Source organism: Mesorhizobium sp. RCAM 05099 (assembly GCF_059683685.1).
Genome location: NZ_CM185035.1, coordinates 4,960,366 through 4,973,869, shown reverse-complemented (window position 1 = coordinate 4,973,869; position 13,504 = coordinate 4,960,366). Strand labels below are relative to the sequence as shown.

The following is a 13,504-nucleotide window of genomic DNA, read 5'->3' as shown; positions in this document are numbered from 1 at the left end:
CAGATGACCATAAGGCTGCGCGCCCATCACCTCCTTTGCCTGCTCACCTATGTAGGCAAGGGATACAGCCCTGCCTTCACCGCCAACTACGACGGGATCGCGGAGCGCCTGAGCCGCGGCGAGGACATCCTGATCGTTTCCGGCCCGGACGACGTCTGCGCGCCGTTGCTCGACGAGCCGGAACCGCACTGCCTGGGCGAGAGCGCGGTGGAGCGGGACCGGCTCGCGGCGGCGGATGTGGAGGAATTGCTGGCGCGGCCAATCCTGATCGGCGCGCGCCTCGACCTCGATGCGGCGATTCTGGCGCGGATGCGGCAGGCGTTTTCGGCGGGCCTGGTGCGCAAGGCCTGCGGAGGCTGCGAATGGAACGAGCTGTGCGGCACGGTCGCGGCCGGTAGGTATCGCGATACGCAGGTGCAGCGGTCCGCCGTGCCGGGCAAACGCTGATAGCGGTGGTGGAATCCCAGTGGTTGAAATCTGTGATATATTCGGTTTCACCAGCGTCAGGGCGGAAATTCCAAGCGGAAAACTGTCCCTTGCCGCCATGGTTTGTTAATCGGGTGACCCGATTGTGAATTTGAGGCGGATTGAAGCGTGACCCCAAAAAGGCCATGCTTTGCCCCGAATGATCGAGTCTACGTCGATCCCGCTGACGCGGAGATGACGCCTGGCTGAAAGGGATACGATGCAGCAAGGACGTGCGCGCTGGCTGACAAGGCTGGCAATTGTGGCAGGCATAGCGATCTCGGCTCTGCCCGCCCATGCCAAGCAAACCACCGAACCGGTCAAGATCACGTCTTTCTCGGGGGCCTATCTGGCCGCGCGGATCGCCGAAGGCGACAACGACCTCGACAGCGCCATAGCCTACTACAAGCAGGCCCTGGCCTTCGACCCGAGTGACACCAGCCTGCAGCAGAGCCTGATGCTGTCGCTGATCGCTCAAGGTCGCTTCGACGAATCCCTGGTCTATGCGGACAAGCTCAAGGAAGTTCCCGATGTCGAGCGCTTCTCGCGCCTGGCGCTGGCCGTCGATTCCTTCCACAAGAAGGATTTCACCAAGGCGCAGTACTGGCTCAAGCTGTCGCTGGAATCCGATCTTGATAGGCTGATCTCCGGGGTGATGTCCGGTTGGGCCGAACAAGGCGCCGGCCAGGCCAGCGACGCGATGGCTTCGATCGACAAGCTCCAGGGGCCGGATTGGTTCGGCCTGTTCAAGTCGTTCCACCGCGCGCTCATCGCCGATGCGTCGAACATGCCTGAAAAGGCCGAGGCGATCTACGCCGCGACAATGCAGGACACGACCGCCGGCGGCGCCGCTCCTGAAACCTGGATGCGCAACGCCCAGGCCTATGCCTCGTTCCTGGCCCGCAAGGGCGACAAGGCCAAGGCGATTTCGGTGCTCGACCAGGCCGAGGCGTTTTCGCCCGGCAAGCTGGAAATCGTCGCCTTGCGCGACAGGATCAGCAAGGGCGACAAGATTGCGCCGATGGTTACCGGCCCGTCCGACGGCGCCTCCGAAATCCTGCTCGATCTCGCCACCGCGCTCAACCGCGGTGGCGGCGAGCCGTTCGTCCGTCTTTATCTCCAATACGCCCTGGCCTTGAAGCCCGACAGCGACGCCGCCCTGGTGCAACTCGCTGCCGTCTCCGAGCAGTTGAAGGACGGCGAGGGCGCCATCGCGCTCTACCGGCGCATTCCCGACTCTTCGCCGCTGAAGGAGCTTTCCGACCTGCAGCTTGGCCTCAACCTTGCCGATCTCGACCGTCACGATGAGGCGATCACCCACCTGAAGGCCTTCGTTGGCGCCCACCCCGACGACATGCGCGCCTATCTGGCGCTTGGCGGCGTCTATTCCTCGAAGGATGACTTCCGCTCGGCCGCCAACCTCTATGACAAGGCCGTCGAAGTGCTGAAGACGCCGACCGCCGCCAACTGGAACATATTCTACCAGCGCGGCATCGCCTATGAGCGGCTGAAGGAATGGCCGAAGGCCGAGCCCAACTTCCGCAAGGCGCTGGAACTGCAGCCCGACCAGCCGCAGGTGCTGAACTATCTCGGCTATTCCTGGGTCGACATGAACACGAACCTCAAGGAAGGCCTGGCGATGATCCAGAAGGCCGTCGACCTCAGACCAAGCGACGGTTACATCGTCGATTCGCTGGGTTGGGCCTATTTCCGCCTGGGCAGGTTCGATGATGCGGTGCGTGAAATGGAACGCGCCGTGTCGCTGAAGCCGGAAGATCCGGTTCTGAACGACCATCTGGGTGATGCCTACTGGCGCGTCGGTCGCAAGCTGGAAGCCACCTTCCAGTGGAACCAGGCGCGCGACCTGAAGCCTGATCCCGATGTGCTGGCCACCTTGCAGCAGAAGCTGATGAAGGGCTTGCCGGCGATCGAATCCAACACGGCGCAGGAAACCCCGAAGGTCAAGCCCGAGCCAGTGCCCGCCCCGAAGGGGTGAAGCCGGCTTTGTGAATGCGAACGGGGCTCTTCGGAGCCCCGTTTTCGTTTGGATCGATGGTATTCGGCGACGCGCCCAGACAGGCGTCGATGCGCTCGGAATTGCCTCAGAACATCTTGCGGTAGACGACGAAGCCGGAGCGTTCGCCGACCTTGTCATAGAGCTTCATCGCCGTGTGGTTTGTTTCGTGCGTCAGCCAGTACACCCGGCCCGAGCCGGCGGCCTGGGCGCGTTCGTAGACGCCCTCTATCAGCGCCCGGCCGACCCCTTTTCCACGCGAGGCCTGGGTGGTGAAAAGGTCCTGCAGATAGCAGTTCGGCGCGATCGCCGTGGTGCTGCGGTGGAAGAGATAGTGGACGAGGCCGAGGAGTTGTCTCCCGCTGTCGGCGACCAGCGCGTGGACCGGCTCATAGGCATCGAAGAAGCGGGACCACGTCATCGCGGTGATCTCACTTGCCAGGGCCGTCTCACCCGAGCGGCCGTAAAATGCGTTGTACCCATCCCACAGTGGCAGCCATTGGTCGAAGTCCTGGCGGGTGACGGGGCGGATGGCGATCGGGCTGGGCATGGCGGAACCTGTTGTCGTTGACACGGGATGGTTCAGGTATCGAACAGACCGCAGGCTCTCATGGCCGGCAATGGGCCAGCCGCTTGCAATGCTTTCAACATCGTCCCGCACGCTCACGGCGATCCGTGCCGGCGCGCCTTGCTTGACGCTTCGCCGCCGTGTCTCTAGGACGTGCCGGCAAGAGCATGATCCCGAAAAGTGGGTACCGGTTTTCGGAAAGGATCATGCTCAAGGGATGGAACAGGCTCTAGCCTTTGCTGTCGAGGCCACCGTGACGATTGAAATCCCCGCCCATATGCACCCCAGCCGCTCGTTCCAGGGGCTGATCCTGACCTTGCACAACTACTGGGCGGCCTATGGCTGCGTCATCCTCCAGCCCTACGACATGGAGGTCGGCGCTGGCACGTTTCATCCGGCGACGACGCTGCGGGCGCTTGGACCCAGGCGCTGGAACGCTGCCTACGTCCAGCCTTCGCGCCGTCCCAAGGACGGCCGCTACGGCGAGAACCCGAACCGGCTGCAGCACTATTACCAGTATCAGGTCATCCTGAAGCCGAATCCGCCGAACCTGCAGGAGCTCTATCTCGGCTCGCTGGTGGCGATCGGCGTCGATCCGCTGCTGCACGACATCCGCTTCGTCGAGGACGATTGGGAGAGCCCGACGCTGGGCGCCTGGGGACTCGGCTGGGAATGCTGGTGCGATGGCATGGAAGTGTCGCAGTTCACCTATTTCCAGCAGGTCTGCGGCATCGAATGCGCGCCGGTGGCCGGCGAACTCACCTATGGGCTGGAGCGACTGGCCATGTATGTGCAGGGCGTCGACAATGTCTACGACCTCAACTTCAACGGCCGCGAGGGCGCCGACAAGGTGACTTATGGCGATGTCTTCCTGCAGGCCGAGCAGGAATACTCGCGTCACAATTTCGAATACGCCAACACGGCGATGCTGCTCAGGCATTTCGAGGATGCCGAGGCCGAGTGCAAGGCGCTGCTCGATGCCGGTGCGCCGGCGTCGAACGACAATCTGCCGATGCACAGGATGGTCTTCCCAGCCTACGACCAGTGCATCAAGGCCAGCCATGTCTTCAACCTGCTCGACGCGCGCGGCGTGATTTCGGTCACCGAACGGCAGAGCTACATCTTGCGGGTGCGCAATCTGGCCAAGGCCTGCGGCGAGGCGTTTCTGAAGACACAGGCTGGCGGACTGGCGGCCTGAGTTTCAGGCGCGCTTCATCATTTCTAGGGAAGCGTTGATCGGCGACAGGATCTGGCCGCTCGGGCCAGCCATGGTCCGCAATGCCTGCCGCACGCCCGGCATCGAGAAGGCGCCGTGGACCTGCGCGGTGAAGCAGGCGCTGAGCGCGAGGATCTGAAGAAGTCTGGATGCCGTTTTCATGGTCGTTCAGCCAATAGTTCCCTGCCTGAGCGTGGGTCGCTTCAGCGCTGCGTTCGGTTCATGGAAATCTTTGATCCAAGGACGGGCCGGATCGCCGCGTCCCGACAGCGAGGCCAAAATTTCCGGAAATCAGCCGAAGTCGGCGATTGAAGCGCCGAAAGGGTGACAGCGGCCAGCCGAGTTGCTATGCCCCGCCCGGACCACTCTCCCGCATGAGCTGACCCCGATGCCTGACCTGCTTCTAGAACTTCGCTCCGAGGAAATTCCTGCCCGCATGCAGCGCAAGGCGGCGGGTGACCTGAGGAAGATGCTGACCGACGGTCTGGTCGAGGCGGGGCTGACCTATGAGGCGGCGCGCGAGTATTGGACGCCGCGGCGTCTGGCGCTCGACATCAGGGGGCTGACCGCACGCTCGAAGGATATCCGCGAGGAGATCAAGGGGCCGTCGACGACCGCGCCCGAGCAGGCGGTCCAGGGGTTCCTGCGCAAGGCCGGGCTTACATCGATCGCCGAGGCGCATGTCCATTCCGACCCCAAGAAGGGCGACTTCTATGTCGCCCACATTTCGAAACCGGGCAGGGCAACCGAAGAGATCATCGCCGAACTGGTGCCGGGCATCATCCGCAATTTCCCCTGGCCGAAATCGATGCGCTGGGGCCCGGCCTCGGCGAAACCAGGCTCGCTGCGCTGGGTGCGGCCGCTGCAATCCATCCTGTGCACCTTCGGCCCGGAGACCGAGGAGCCCGTCGTGGTCGATTTCGAGATCGACGGCATCCGCTCCGGCAACATCACCTATGGCCACCGCTTTCACGCGCCTGATGCCATCACCGTGCGCCGCTTCGATGACTATGTTTCTAAGCTGGAGGCGGCGAAAGTCGTGCTCGACGCCGACCGGCGCAAGGAGATCATCCTTGCCGACGCCCGCAATCTCGCTTTCGCCAACGGTCTCGACCTGGTCGAGGACGACGGGCTGCTGGAGGAAGTCTCCGGACTGGTCGAATGGCCGGTCGTGCTGATGGGCGCGTTCGAAGAGGCTTTCCTGGGCATTCCGGCCGAGGTGATCCGGCTGACCATCCGCGCCAATCAGAAGTGCTTTGTGACACGGCCGCCGGGCGTCGACGATACGCTTTCCAACCACTTCATCCTCACCGCCAACATCGAAGCGAAGGATGGCGGCAAGGAGATCGCCCACGGCAACGGCAAGGTGGTGCGCTCTCGCCTGTCGGACGCGCTCTATTTCTGGACGACCGACCAAGGCAATTTGCCTGATCTCGACCAGTTGCGGGCGTCGGCGGAAAAGTTCGAACTCGACCTAAACAAACCGCTTGATCAGCGCATGGCCCGCCTCGACCATCTCGGCGTCACCTTCCATGCCAAACTCGGCACGCAGGGCGAACGGGTGGAGCGGATCAAGCGGCTGGCCGAAGAACTGGCGCCAATCGTCGGCGCCGATCGCGCTCTGGCGCGCCGTGCCGCGGTTCTCGCCAAGGCCGATCTGCAGACCGAGGTCGTCGGCGAGTTCCCGGAACTGCAGGGCGCCATGGGCCGCAAATACGCGCTCCTCCAGGGCGAGCATCCATCCGTGGCCGCCGCCGCTGAAGAACATTACAAGCCGCAAGGCCCTTCCGATCGCGTGCCGAGCGATTCGGTTTCGATCGCCGTCGCGCTCGCAGATAAGTTGGATACGCTGGTTGGCTTTTGGGCCATCGATGAAAAGCCGACAGGGTCGAAGGATCCTTATGCGTTGAGGAGGGCTGCGCTTGGCGTCGTGAGGATACTGGTCGAGAACAAGATTCAGTTGAGCATCGTCGATGTGGCAGAATCTCACATCCCTTCGGTCCATCAATCGATGAGGAGCGCCCAAGGTGGAGCAATAGGGCGAGGAATGCGAGAGTTCAGAGGTGCGCAAGTTGGCGATGAGGTACTCGACCTCCTCGCCTTCTTCCACGATCGCCTCAAGGTCTACTTGCGTGACCAGGGCGCCCGCCACGATCTCATCGATGCCGTCATCACGCCACAGTCCGACGACCTCCTGCAGATCGTCCGCCGCGTCGAGGCGCTCGGCTCCTTCCTCGACAGCGAGGACGGCAGGAACCTGCTCGCCGGCACCAAGCGTGCGGCCAACATCCTGGCGGCCGAGGAGAAGAAGAAAACGGCGGTCGCCGAAACCGTTGAGCCGGCGCTGTTCCGGCACGATGCCGAGAAATCGCTGTTTGCGGCGGTGAATCAGGCCGAGAAGCAAGCCGGCGAAGCGATTCAAAACGAAGACTTTTCCGCTGCCATGCTGGCGCTTAGCGTTTTGCGCGAACCCGTTGATTCATTCTTTGAGGGTGTTCTCGTGAATGATGAGGACGTGTCCGTACGAGCCAACCGTCTGGCGCTGCTCGCCCGCATCCGTGCGGCCACCGGTCAAGTCGCGGATTTCGCGAAAATCGCGGGTTGAGAGCTTAAGAAAAATATCTGTAGGCCGGCCGTTCGAGCCGGCTTACAGTCATATGGCGATGATCTCTCCGTGGCAAAAGGGACATGTTCCCCAACCCCACGGAGGCTTCCATGAATTCCGATCACGAAATCGAAGTGACAGAAGAAACCCCGGCTCCCGCCGAGGCGCTTGAAACCGCTTCCGAAACCGATCTTGCCGCTGCCGTCGAAACCGCCGACCTGTCGGACGACGAAGACGACGAAGACGGCGGAGAGTCGGACAAGGACGAGGCCGAAGCCGCCACTCTCTCGGGTGACGACGAGGACGAAGACGAGGAAGATGAAGAAGACGACGCCGACGACAGCGTGAAGGCTGAAGGCGACGACGAGGAATCCGAAGAAGACGAGTCCGAAGAAGACGAGGACAAGGACGTCGCGGCCTGAGATTTCAATCCAGTTCAGTCGAAAGAGGGCGGCGCATCACAGGCTGTATGAGAACGTCGGCGCTTCGTCTCGGCGAAGCGCCTGAAACAGCCCATCTACCTTTCAACGGCTTTGGCCGAGGTTGATGCTCCGGACCATGTTGAAAGCCAGCACCGAGAGTGCCATTTCGGTGCTGGTTCCCTTGGTGCCTCGCGTCAGGAACCGGCCTGTCATCATCCATTTTATCCAGTGCTTCAGGTCGGGCGCGGCGATCATCCCATTAGGATCGGCCGGACCAGGTCCAGCTTCTCGACAACGAAATCGAAGAAGGCGCGGATGCGAGGTGTCGTCCGCAGGTCCGGATGCGTGAGGAGGTACCAGCCGCGCGTCAGTTCCCGTACCGGAGGAAGGACCTGCACCAAGTCATCGTGCATGTCGGCAATCGTGGTGGGCAGCGGAGCGACACCGACGCCCGATTTCACGGCCATCAACACGCCAAGAACGCTGTTGTTGCGAGCTGCGACCTTTGCGTTGGGCGCAACGCTGGCGAACCACTTCGCCGCTCGGTGGTTCACGAGCATTCCATCGAATCCCACGATGGAGTGGTCGGCGATATCTTCAACACGATGTGGCCTGCCATTGTGCTGGACGTAGCTCAGGCTGGCGTAAACCGCCCAGATCGAATCGCCGATTTTCCGCCCGACCAGGTTTTCGTCGGCAGGTTCGCCGGAGCGCAGCGCGATGTCGGCCTCCCCTTTCGAAAGATCGAGATAACCGTCGCTCATCACGAACTCCACCCTCAGCCCAGGATGGCGCTCGTGGAAGAGATCGAGCAAAGGCGATGACGTGATGCGGGATACCAAAGGCTCGGGGCAGGTGAGACGGATCGTGCCAACCAGCTCGTTTCCATGGTCACGGACCTGGCGCTCGACTCCAGCGACGGCCTCGTCCACCCGTTCGATAGCCGGGCGCAGCGCTTCGCCGAGTTCCGTTAGCTGATAACCTGTCGGGTGGCGGCGGACCAACGCATGACCGACCTTGCGCTCCAACTCCAACAGTCGCCGATGAACCGTCGACTGATTGACGCCGAGCGCCCGAGCGGCCGCGAGCGTGCTTCCATGCCGCGCAACTGCAAGAAAATATCGAAGGCCGTTCCAATCGAACATTCGGACGTTATGCAGCATTGCATGGCCGTTCGGCAAACTTGCTGCTGCCCGGTGTCGCGGTCCCGGCCTAGGATCGGCCATCATTCGACGAGGAGAGCCGTATGCACAAGACAATGGAAATCAGTCAGGCGATCGCGGGCCTTTCGGTCGGCGTCACCGCATCAGCGCGAGACACCGGCGCGGCGAAACTCACCCCGCTTCATCGCGAGGTCGTGCAGACGATGTCGCGCGCAGAAGATCAGGAGGTGCGCGTTCTGTCCGCCACTCTCGATCCAGGCGATCGCACGCCACATCATTCGCACCGCTTTCCGGTTACGGTCTATATGCTCGAAGGCACCTTCACTCTGGAACTCGACGACCGTGAGCCTGTCCACGTGCGCGCCGGCGAAGTGTTCGTTGAACCGGCACACGTCACCATGACAGGACGCAATCTCGATCCCAAAGTACCGGCAAGAATGGTGCTCTTTTATGTGAGCGACCCCGACACACCATTTGCCGACCCTGTGAAGTGAACGGCAGTTTTCGCTTCGACTACGGACGTTCCCCGATCGATTAGTCTCGGTGGAGAGTCGGGGAGGGTCTTGCCGTTCGGCAGACTTCGGCGACGACGCAAAGAACCAATTGTGCTTTCACACAGCCTGATCAGCGCGACCCTCTCTTTTGGTGCTCCCGGATGCTGACTTGTCAGTCCTCCAGGATGCTGACGTGTACGCCGTTTTCGTAGACGTCGACCTGGATCAGAGGCTCGCCATTGACGATGGCGCGCTTGGTCGAGGAACTCATCGCGCCGGGGCGCTCCAGCATGCGCTGCAGATCGGCGCGCTGGTCATTGGTCCTGAACCAGGCGTCACCCTCGTCGTCGCGGTCGCGGCGATGGAATTTGTGCCAGTTGGCGCGGTCCTGCCGCACCATTTGCGCGGCGCTGTCGAGCGCATAGCCGTCACTCGCTTGATGATCCCGATCGGAAATGCGCGCGACATAGGATCCCAGCATGTCGTCCGCATGAGCCGCGCCGGCGCCAAGCAGTGATACCAGCAGAAGCCCGACCACGGTGACAGTTCTGGATTTGCTCATATCAACCCCTCTTGCCCTGAACGATGAAACCCCGTCTGCCACAGCCGCCTGGCGAAATTCAGGTGACCGCGTCCAGCGGTGAAGATCAGCCGGGACGGGGTTTGCCCGGCAATGGTGCGCCGACCGTCAGACCGCAGTCAAGTCGCGGTGAGGCGCCCTACTTGGCTTTGCCGAGCCCTTGTATGGGCTGGGCCGCTGCCTGCGCGGGCGTGCTCGGGGCTGCGGCGGATTTATTTCCAGTATCTCCCGAAGGGGCTGCCGAGGCAGTGGCCGTTGCCGGCGCGGTGCCTGCTGCCGCGGTACCGGTGGCCGGCGCCGCGCTTGGTGCCGGTGCCGAGAAGGCAGGACCGGCGACGCCACCACGGATGACCACGGGGCCTTGCTGGGAGCCGCGCCTGGTCCCGGGCTTGTCCGGGATGGCGGCCACCTTTTCATAGGTGACGTCGGGCTGTGCTTCGCCGAGCGCCACCACGGACCGCATATCGCTGGCTTTGACGCCGAGCTTGATGATGGATGGTGTCGAGGATGGCACACCGGGAAAAACCAGCGACGAGGCCTGCGCCCCGCCGGTCATCGCCGCCAGAGTGATCCCCAGCGCCCCCAGGATACGCACAGACACGATGATAGCTCCCCTTTGTCCAGAACCACACGATAGCGGGTCGGACTTGATATCGGCTTTCGTGGAAACATTGCATTTTAGGGATTGATAAGTCGCCAATGCCCGACTGCTCCCAACAGCGACTTGCCCAACTGCCGACTTGCCCGACAGCCGCCATCGTACTACGCAGCCGGCATCTGTGAGGTGACGAGAGTGGCTGAAATACTTGCCGTCGGCGAGGCGATGGAGCGGGCGCTGGCGCTGCTCAGGGATGGCGATGTCGTCGCCATCCCGACGGAGACCGTCTACGGGCTTGCCGGCGATGCCACCAACGGCATCGCTGTGGCGCGCATCTTCGAAGCCAAGGGGCGGCCGCGCTTCAACCCGCTGATCGCCCATGTCGCCAACATGGCGATGGCCGAGCGCATCGCGTTGTTTGATCCGCTGTCGAAGAAGCTGGCGCAGGCATTCTGGCCGGGTCCGCTGACGCTGGTGCTGCCGCAGCGGCCTGGCAACGGCATCCATCCGCTGGTCACGGCCGGGCTCGATACGATTGCCTTGCGCATGCCGAGGGGCTTTGGCGGCGAACTCATCGACCGCCTCGGTCGCCCGCTTGCGGCACCCAGCGCCAATTCGTCGGGACGGATCAGCGCGACGACGGCGCAGGCGGTGGCCGCCGATCTCGGCGCGCGGATCAAGCTGGTGGTCGATGGCGGCGCGACGCCGGTCGGGTTGGAATCGACCATCGTCAAGGTAGATGGCGCGGCATTGCGGCTGCTCAGGCCCGGCGGCATTGCCGCCGGTGAGATCGAGGCGGTCATCGGCATGAAGCTGTTGCGTGGCGGTGCCGTCGGCGTCGAGGCGCCCGGCATGCTGGCCTCGCATTACGCGCCGGGTGCCGCCATGCGGCTGAACGCGGGTACGGTCGGCGAGGGCGAAGCCCTGCTCGCCTTCGGCAGCCAGCGAGCCGAAGGCTGGCGACACGCCGCCGCGTTCCTCAACCTGTCCGTATCAGGCGATTTGCGCGAAGCGGCGAGCAATCTTTTCGCCTACATGCAGGATCTCGACCGCAGCGGCGCGCGGACGATCGCCGTCGAGCCTATCCCCTTTGATGGTCTTGGCGAGGCGATCAACGATCGGCTGTCGCGCGCGGCTGCCCCACGTGACAACACACAGCCCACAACATAGTTTTCCGACATGACCGAGACTTCAGCGACACTCGACCCCGTTCTCATCGATCGCTTCGCGGCGATCGTCGGCGACAAATATGCCCTGCGCGACGAGCGGGATATCGCGCCTTACCTCACCGAGCGGCGCGGGCTCTGGCATGGCGCGACATCGCTGGTGCTGCGGCCGGGCAGCGTTGAAGAGGTCAGCCAGATCATGAAGCTGGCGAGCGAGACGGGAACGCCGGTCGTGCCGCAGAGCGGCAACACCGGGCTGGTCGGCGCCCAGGTGCCGGACAAATCGGGCCGCGAGATCGTCTTGTCGCTGTCGCGGCTGAACCGCATCCGCGAGATCGATGTGCTGTCCAACACGGTGACCGTCGAGGCCGGCGTCATCCTGCAGACGCTGCAGGAGGCGGCCGACGCCGCCGACCGGCTGTTTCCGCTGTCGCTGGCCGCGCAAGGCTCCTGCCAGATCGGTGGCAATCTCTCGTCCAATGCCGGCGGCACCGGCGTGCTTGCCTATGGCAATGCGCGCGAGCTCTGCCTTGGCGTCGAAGTGGTGCTGCCGACCGGCGAGGTGTTCGACGACCTGCGCAAGCTGAAGAAGGACAACACCGGCTACGACCTGAAAGACCTGTTCGTCGGCGCCGAGGGCACGCTCGGTGTCATCACAGCCACCGTGCTCAAGCTGTTCCCGAAGCCGAAGGGACGTGAAGTGGCTTTCGTCGGCCTGTCGTCGCCCGAGGCGGCGCTTTCCCTGTTCAGCCTGGCGATGGACCGTGCCGGATACGCACTCACCGCTTTCGAATTGATCGGCAGGCGGCCATACGATTTCACGCTGGCGCATGCCCAGGGCGTGACGCGGCCGCTGGTCGAGGATTGGCCTTGGTATGTACTGATACAGATTTCGTCCGGCCGTTCATCGGAAGATTCGAGAGCGTTGATCGAGGACGTGCTTTCAGCCGGTCTTGAGCAGGGATTCGTCGGTGACGCGGTCATCGCTGCAAGCCTCGGGCAGGGCGATGCCTTCTGGAATTTCCGCGAGGTGCTGCCCGAAGCGCAGAAACCGGAGGGCGCCTCGATCAAGCACGACATTTCCGTGCCGGTGGCCATGATCCCGCGTTTTATCGAACAGGCCGCCGGTGCCGTGGCATCGGTAAGCGCGAACGCCCGTGTGGTCTGCTTTGGCCATATGGGCGACGGCAATCTCCACTATAACATCTCGCGGCCAGTGGACGGCGACGACGAAGCGTTTCTCGGTCTCTATCATGCGATGAACCACGCGGTGCATGACGTGGTGCGCAGCCTGCACGGTTCGATCTCGGCCGAGCACGGCATCGGCCAGTTGAAGCGGGACGAACTGATCGCCACCGCGCCGCCGATGGCGATCGACCTGATGCGCAGGGTGAAGGCGGCCTTCGACCCGGCGGGGATCATGAATCCCGGTAAGGTTATCTGATCCTTTCAACATCTTGTGCCTGGTCGCATTCCGATAACCATCCCTGAGATCAGCAAAATTTAACCGACTTTCTTAAGCGCGACGGTAAGGAGCCCGCGCTACTGTTTCCTCACAAACGAGGCTGGAAAAACCGGCCCGGAGAGAACCGGACACCGGCTCTCAGGAGACAGACAGGAAGGCACTCTATGAACACCGGACTGAAGCCAGTCTGGGCGGGACGCAACATGCGTCTCGACCCATTCCGCCTGCCGCAGGTGGTGAGCTATGCCACGCGCGACGACTACGGCGACGTGACCTTCACCATCGACCAGCGTGGCGCCGTCATCCGCCGCGTACTCGAGATGAGCGGCGTGCCGGCGATCATCGCTCTGCCCGCCAATGCGTTCCGCGGCGTTGCCGCCCGCGCGATGGAGGATCCGGACGGCAATGTCACGGTGACTTTGGAACTTCTGCACAACGATCCGATGCTGTCGGTGCCGCTGCTGGTTGCCGACGATCTCGAGGATGTCGCCGCCGACTGGCGCGCCTGGGCGGATGCCTACCGTCTGCCGATGCTCTTGATCGAATCGGACGGTGTCGCCCGCACGCTGGAGGAATCGCTCGGCGCGGCCATCAAGACGCTGCCGCCGCAGGATCGCCGCAAGGGTCGCGTTTCGACCACGCGTCGCCCGCGCTTCCTCGCTCGCCGCAGGGCCGGCGATCTCGGTCTCAGGCTGGTCATCGACGGCCAGGAGATGATTTCAAGGGAGTGAGAAGCGGTCCGCGACAG

The 13,504-nt window shown here is 63.1% G+C and carries 15 protein-coding genes; 9 read left to right on the top strand and 6 right to left on the bottom strand.

The window, feature by feature from the left end; genetic code table 11:
- Positions 1 to 3: 3 nt before the first annotated feature.
- Complete coding sequence (locus AC56QQ_RS24685; protein ID WP_497123715.1) at positions 4 to 447, top strand: DUF1284 domain-containing protein; 444 nt, start codon at positions 4 to 6, stop codon at positions 445 to 447.
- A gap of 238 nt (positions 448 to 685) precedes the next feature.
- Positions 686 to 2,461, top strand: a complete 1,776-nt coding sequence (locus tag AC56QQ_RS24680) for a tetratricopeptide repeat protein (protein ID WP_497123714.1) — start codon at positions 686 to 688, stop codon at positions 2,459 to 2,461.
- Between the two features lie 106 nt (positions 2,462 to 2,567).
- On the opposite strand, the gene AC56QQ_RS24675 is transcribed toward AC56QQ_RS24680, so the two are convergent.
- On the bottom strand, positions 2,568 to 3,029 hold the full coding sequence (locus tag AC56QQ_RS24675; protein WP_497123713.1) for a GNAT family N-acetyltransferase: 462 nt from the start codon (positions 3,027 to 3,029) through the stop codon (positions 2,568 to 2,570).
- Between the two features lie 235 nt (positions 3,030 to 3,264).
- Between AC56QQ_RS24675 and AC56QQ_RS24670 the strand changes: the two genes are divergently transcribed.
- Positions 3,265 to 4,245 (top strand): glycine--tRNA ligase subunit alpha, encoded by a 981-nt coding sequence (locus AC56QQ_RS24670; RefSeq protein WP_489860374.1) that lies wholly within the window; start codon positions 3,265 to 3,267, stop codon positions 4,243 to 4,245.
- Between the two features lie 3 nt (positions 4,246 to 4,248).
- On the opposite strand, the gene AC56QQ_RS24665 is transcribed toward AC56QQ_RS24670, so the two are convergent.
- The gene (locus AC56QQ_RS24665; RefSeq protein ID WP_497123712.1) at positions 4,249 to 4,425 is read right to left on the bottom strand and encodes a hypothetical protein; all 177 of its coding nucleotides are present in this window, start codon (positions 4,423 to 4,425) and stop codon (positions 4,249 to 4,251) included.
- A gap of 226 nt (positions 4,426 to 4,651) precedes the next feature.
- On the opposite strand from AC56QQ_RS24665, the gene glyS reads away from it, so the two are divergent.
- Positions 4,652 to 6,868 carry a glycine--tRNA ligase subunit beta gene (gene glyS / locus AC56QQ_RS24660; RefSeq protein WP_497123711.1) on the top strand — a complete coding sequence of 739 codons (2,217 nt, stop codon included), beginning with the start codon at positions 4,652 to 4,654 and terminating at the stop codon, positions 6,866 to 6,868.
- A 110-nt stretch (positions 6,869 to 6,978) separates the two neighbouring features.
- Positions 6,979 to 7,290 carry an ATPase gene (locus tag AC56QQ_RS24655; RefSeq protein WP_497123710.1) on the top strand — a complete coding sequence of 104 codons (312 nt, stop codon included), beginning with the start codon at positions 6,979 to 6,981 and terminating at the stop codon, positions 7,288 to 7,290.
- A 102-nt stretch (positions 7,291 to 7,392) separates the two neighbouring features.
- Here AC56QQ_RS24655 and AC56QQ_RS24650 read toward each other — a convergent pair whose 3' ends face one another.
- On the bottom strand, positions 7,393 to 7,545 hold the full coding sequence (locus tag AC56QQ_RS24650) for a hypothetical protein (RefSeq protein WP_497123709.1): 153 nt from the start codon (positions 7,543 to 7,545) through the stop codon (positions 7,393 to 7,395).
- Positions 7,542 to 8,453, bottom strand: a complete 912-nt coding sequence (locus tag AC56QQ_RS24645) for a LysR family transcriptional regulator (protein ID WP_497123708.1) — start codon at positions 8,451 to 8,453, stop codon at positions 7,542 to 7,544. Before AC56QQ_RS24645 ends, AC56QQ_RS24650 begins: the two co-directional genes overlap by 4 nt.
- 95 nt (positions 8,454 to 8,548) lie before the next feature.
- Between AC56QQ_RS24645 and AC56QQ_RS24640 the strand changes: the two genes are divergently transcribed.
- Positions 8,549 to 8,947 (top strand): cupin domain-containing protein, encoded by a 399-nt coding sequence (locus AC56QQ_RS24640; RefSeq protein WP_489860380.1) that lies wholly within the window; start codon positions 8,549 to 8,551, stop codon positions 8,945 to 8,947.
- A gap of 172 nt (positions 8,948 to 9,119) precedes the next feature.
- On the opposite strand, the gene AC56QQ_RS24635 is transcribed toward AC56QQ_RS24640, so the two are convergent.
- Positions 9,120 to 9,509, bottom strand: a complete 390-nt coding sequence (locus AC56QQ_RS24635; protein ID WP_497123707.1) for a hypothetical protein — start codon at positions 9,507 to 9,509, stop codon at positions 9,120 to 9,122.
- 157 nt (positions 9,510 to 9,666) lie between these two features.
- Entirely contained in the window at positions 9,667 to 10,128 is a 462-nt protein-coding gene (locus tag AC56QQ_RS24630; protein WP_497123706.1) for a hypothetical protein, read from the bottom strand.
- A 192-nt stretch (positions 10,129 to 10,320) separates the two neighbouring features.
- Between AC56QQ_RS24630 and AC56QQ_RS24625 the strand changes: the two genes are divergently transcribed.
- The 3 genes from AC56QQ_RS24625 to AC56QQ_RS24615 all read left to right on the top strand — a co-directional run bounded on the left by AC56QQ_RS24625 (position 10,321) and on the right by AC56QQ_RS24615 (position 13,487).
- On the top strand, positions 10,321 to 11,295 hold the full coding sequence (locus AC56QQ_RS24625; protein WP_497123705.1) for an L-threonylcarbamoyladenylate synthase: 975 nt from the start codon (positions 10,321 to 10,323) through the stop codon (positions 11,293 to 11,295).
- A gap of 9 nt (positions 11,296 to 11,304) precedes the next feature.
- Positions 11,305 to 12,735, top strand: a complete 1,431-nt coding sequence (locus AC56QQ_RS24620; RefSeq protein ID WP_497123704.1) for an FAD-binding oxidoreductase — start codon at positions 11,305 to 11,307, stop codon at positions 12,733 to 12,735.
- A gap of 185 nt (positions 12,736 to 12,920) precedes the next feature.
- The gene (locus tag AC56QQ_RS24615; RefSeq protein WP_091576418.1) at positions 12,921 to 13,487 is read left to right on the top strand and encodes a DUF6101 family protein; all 567 of its coding nucleotides are present in this window, start codon (positions 12,921 to 12,923) and stop codon (positions 13,485 to 13,487) included.
- Positions 13,488 to 13,504 lie beyond the last annotated feature (17 nt).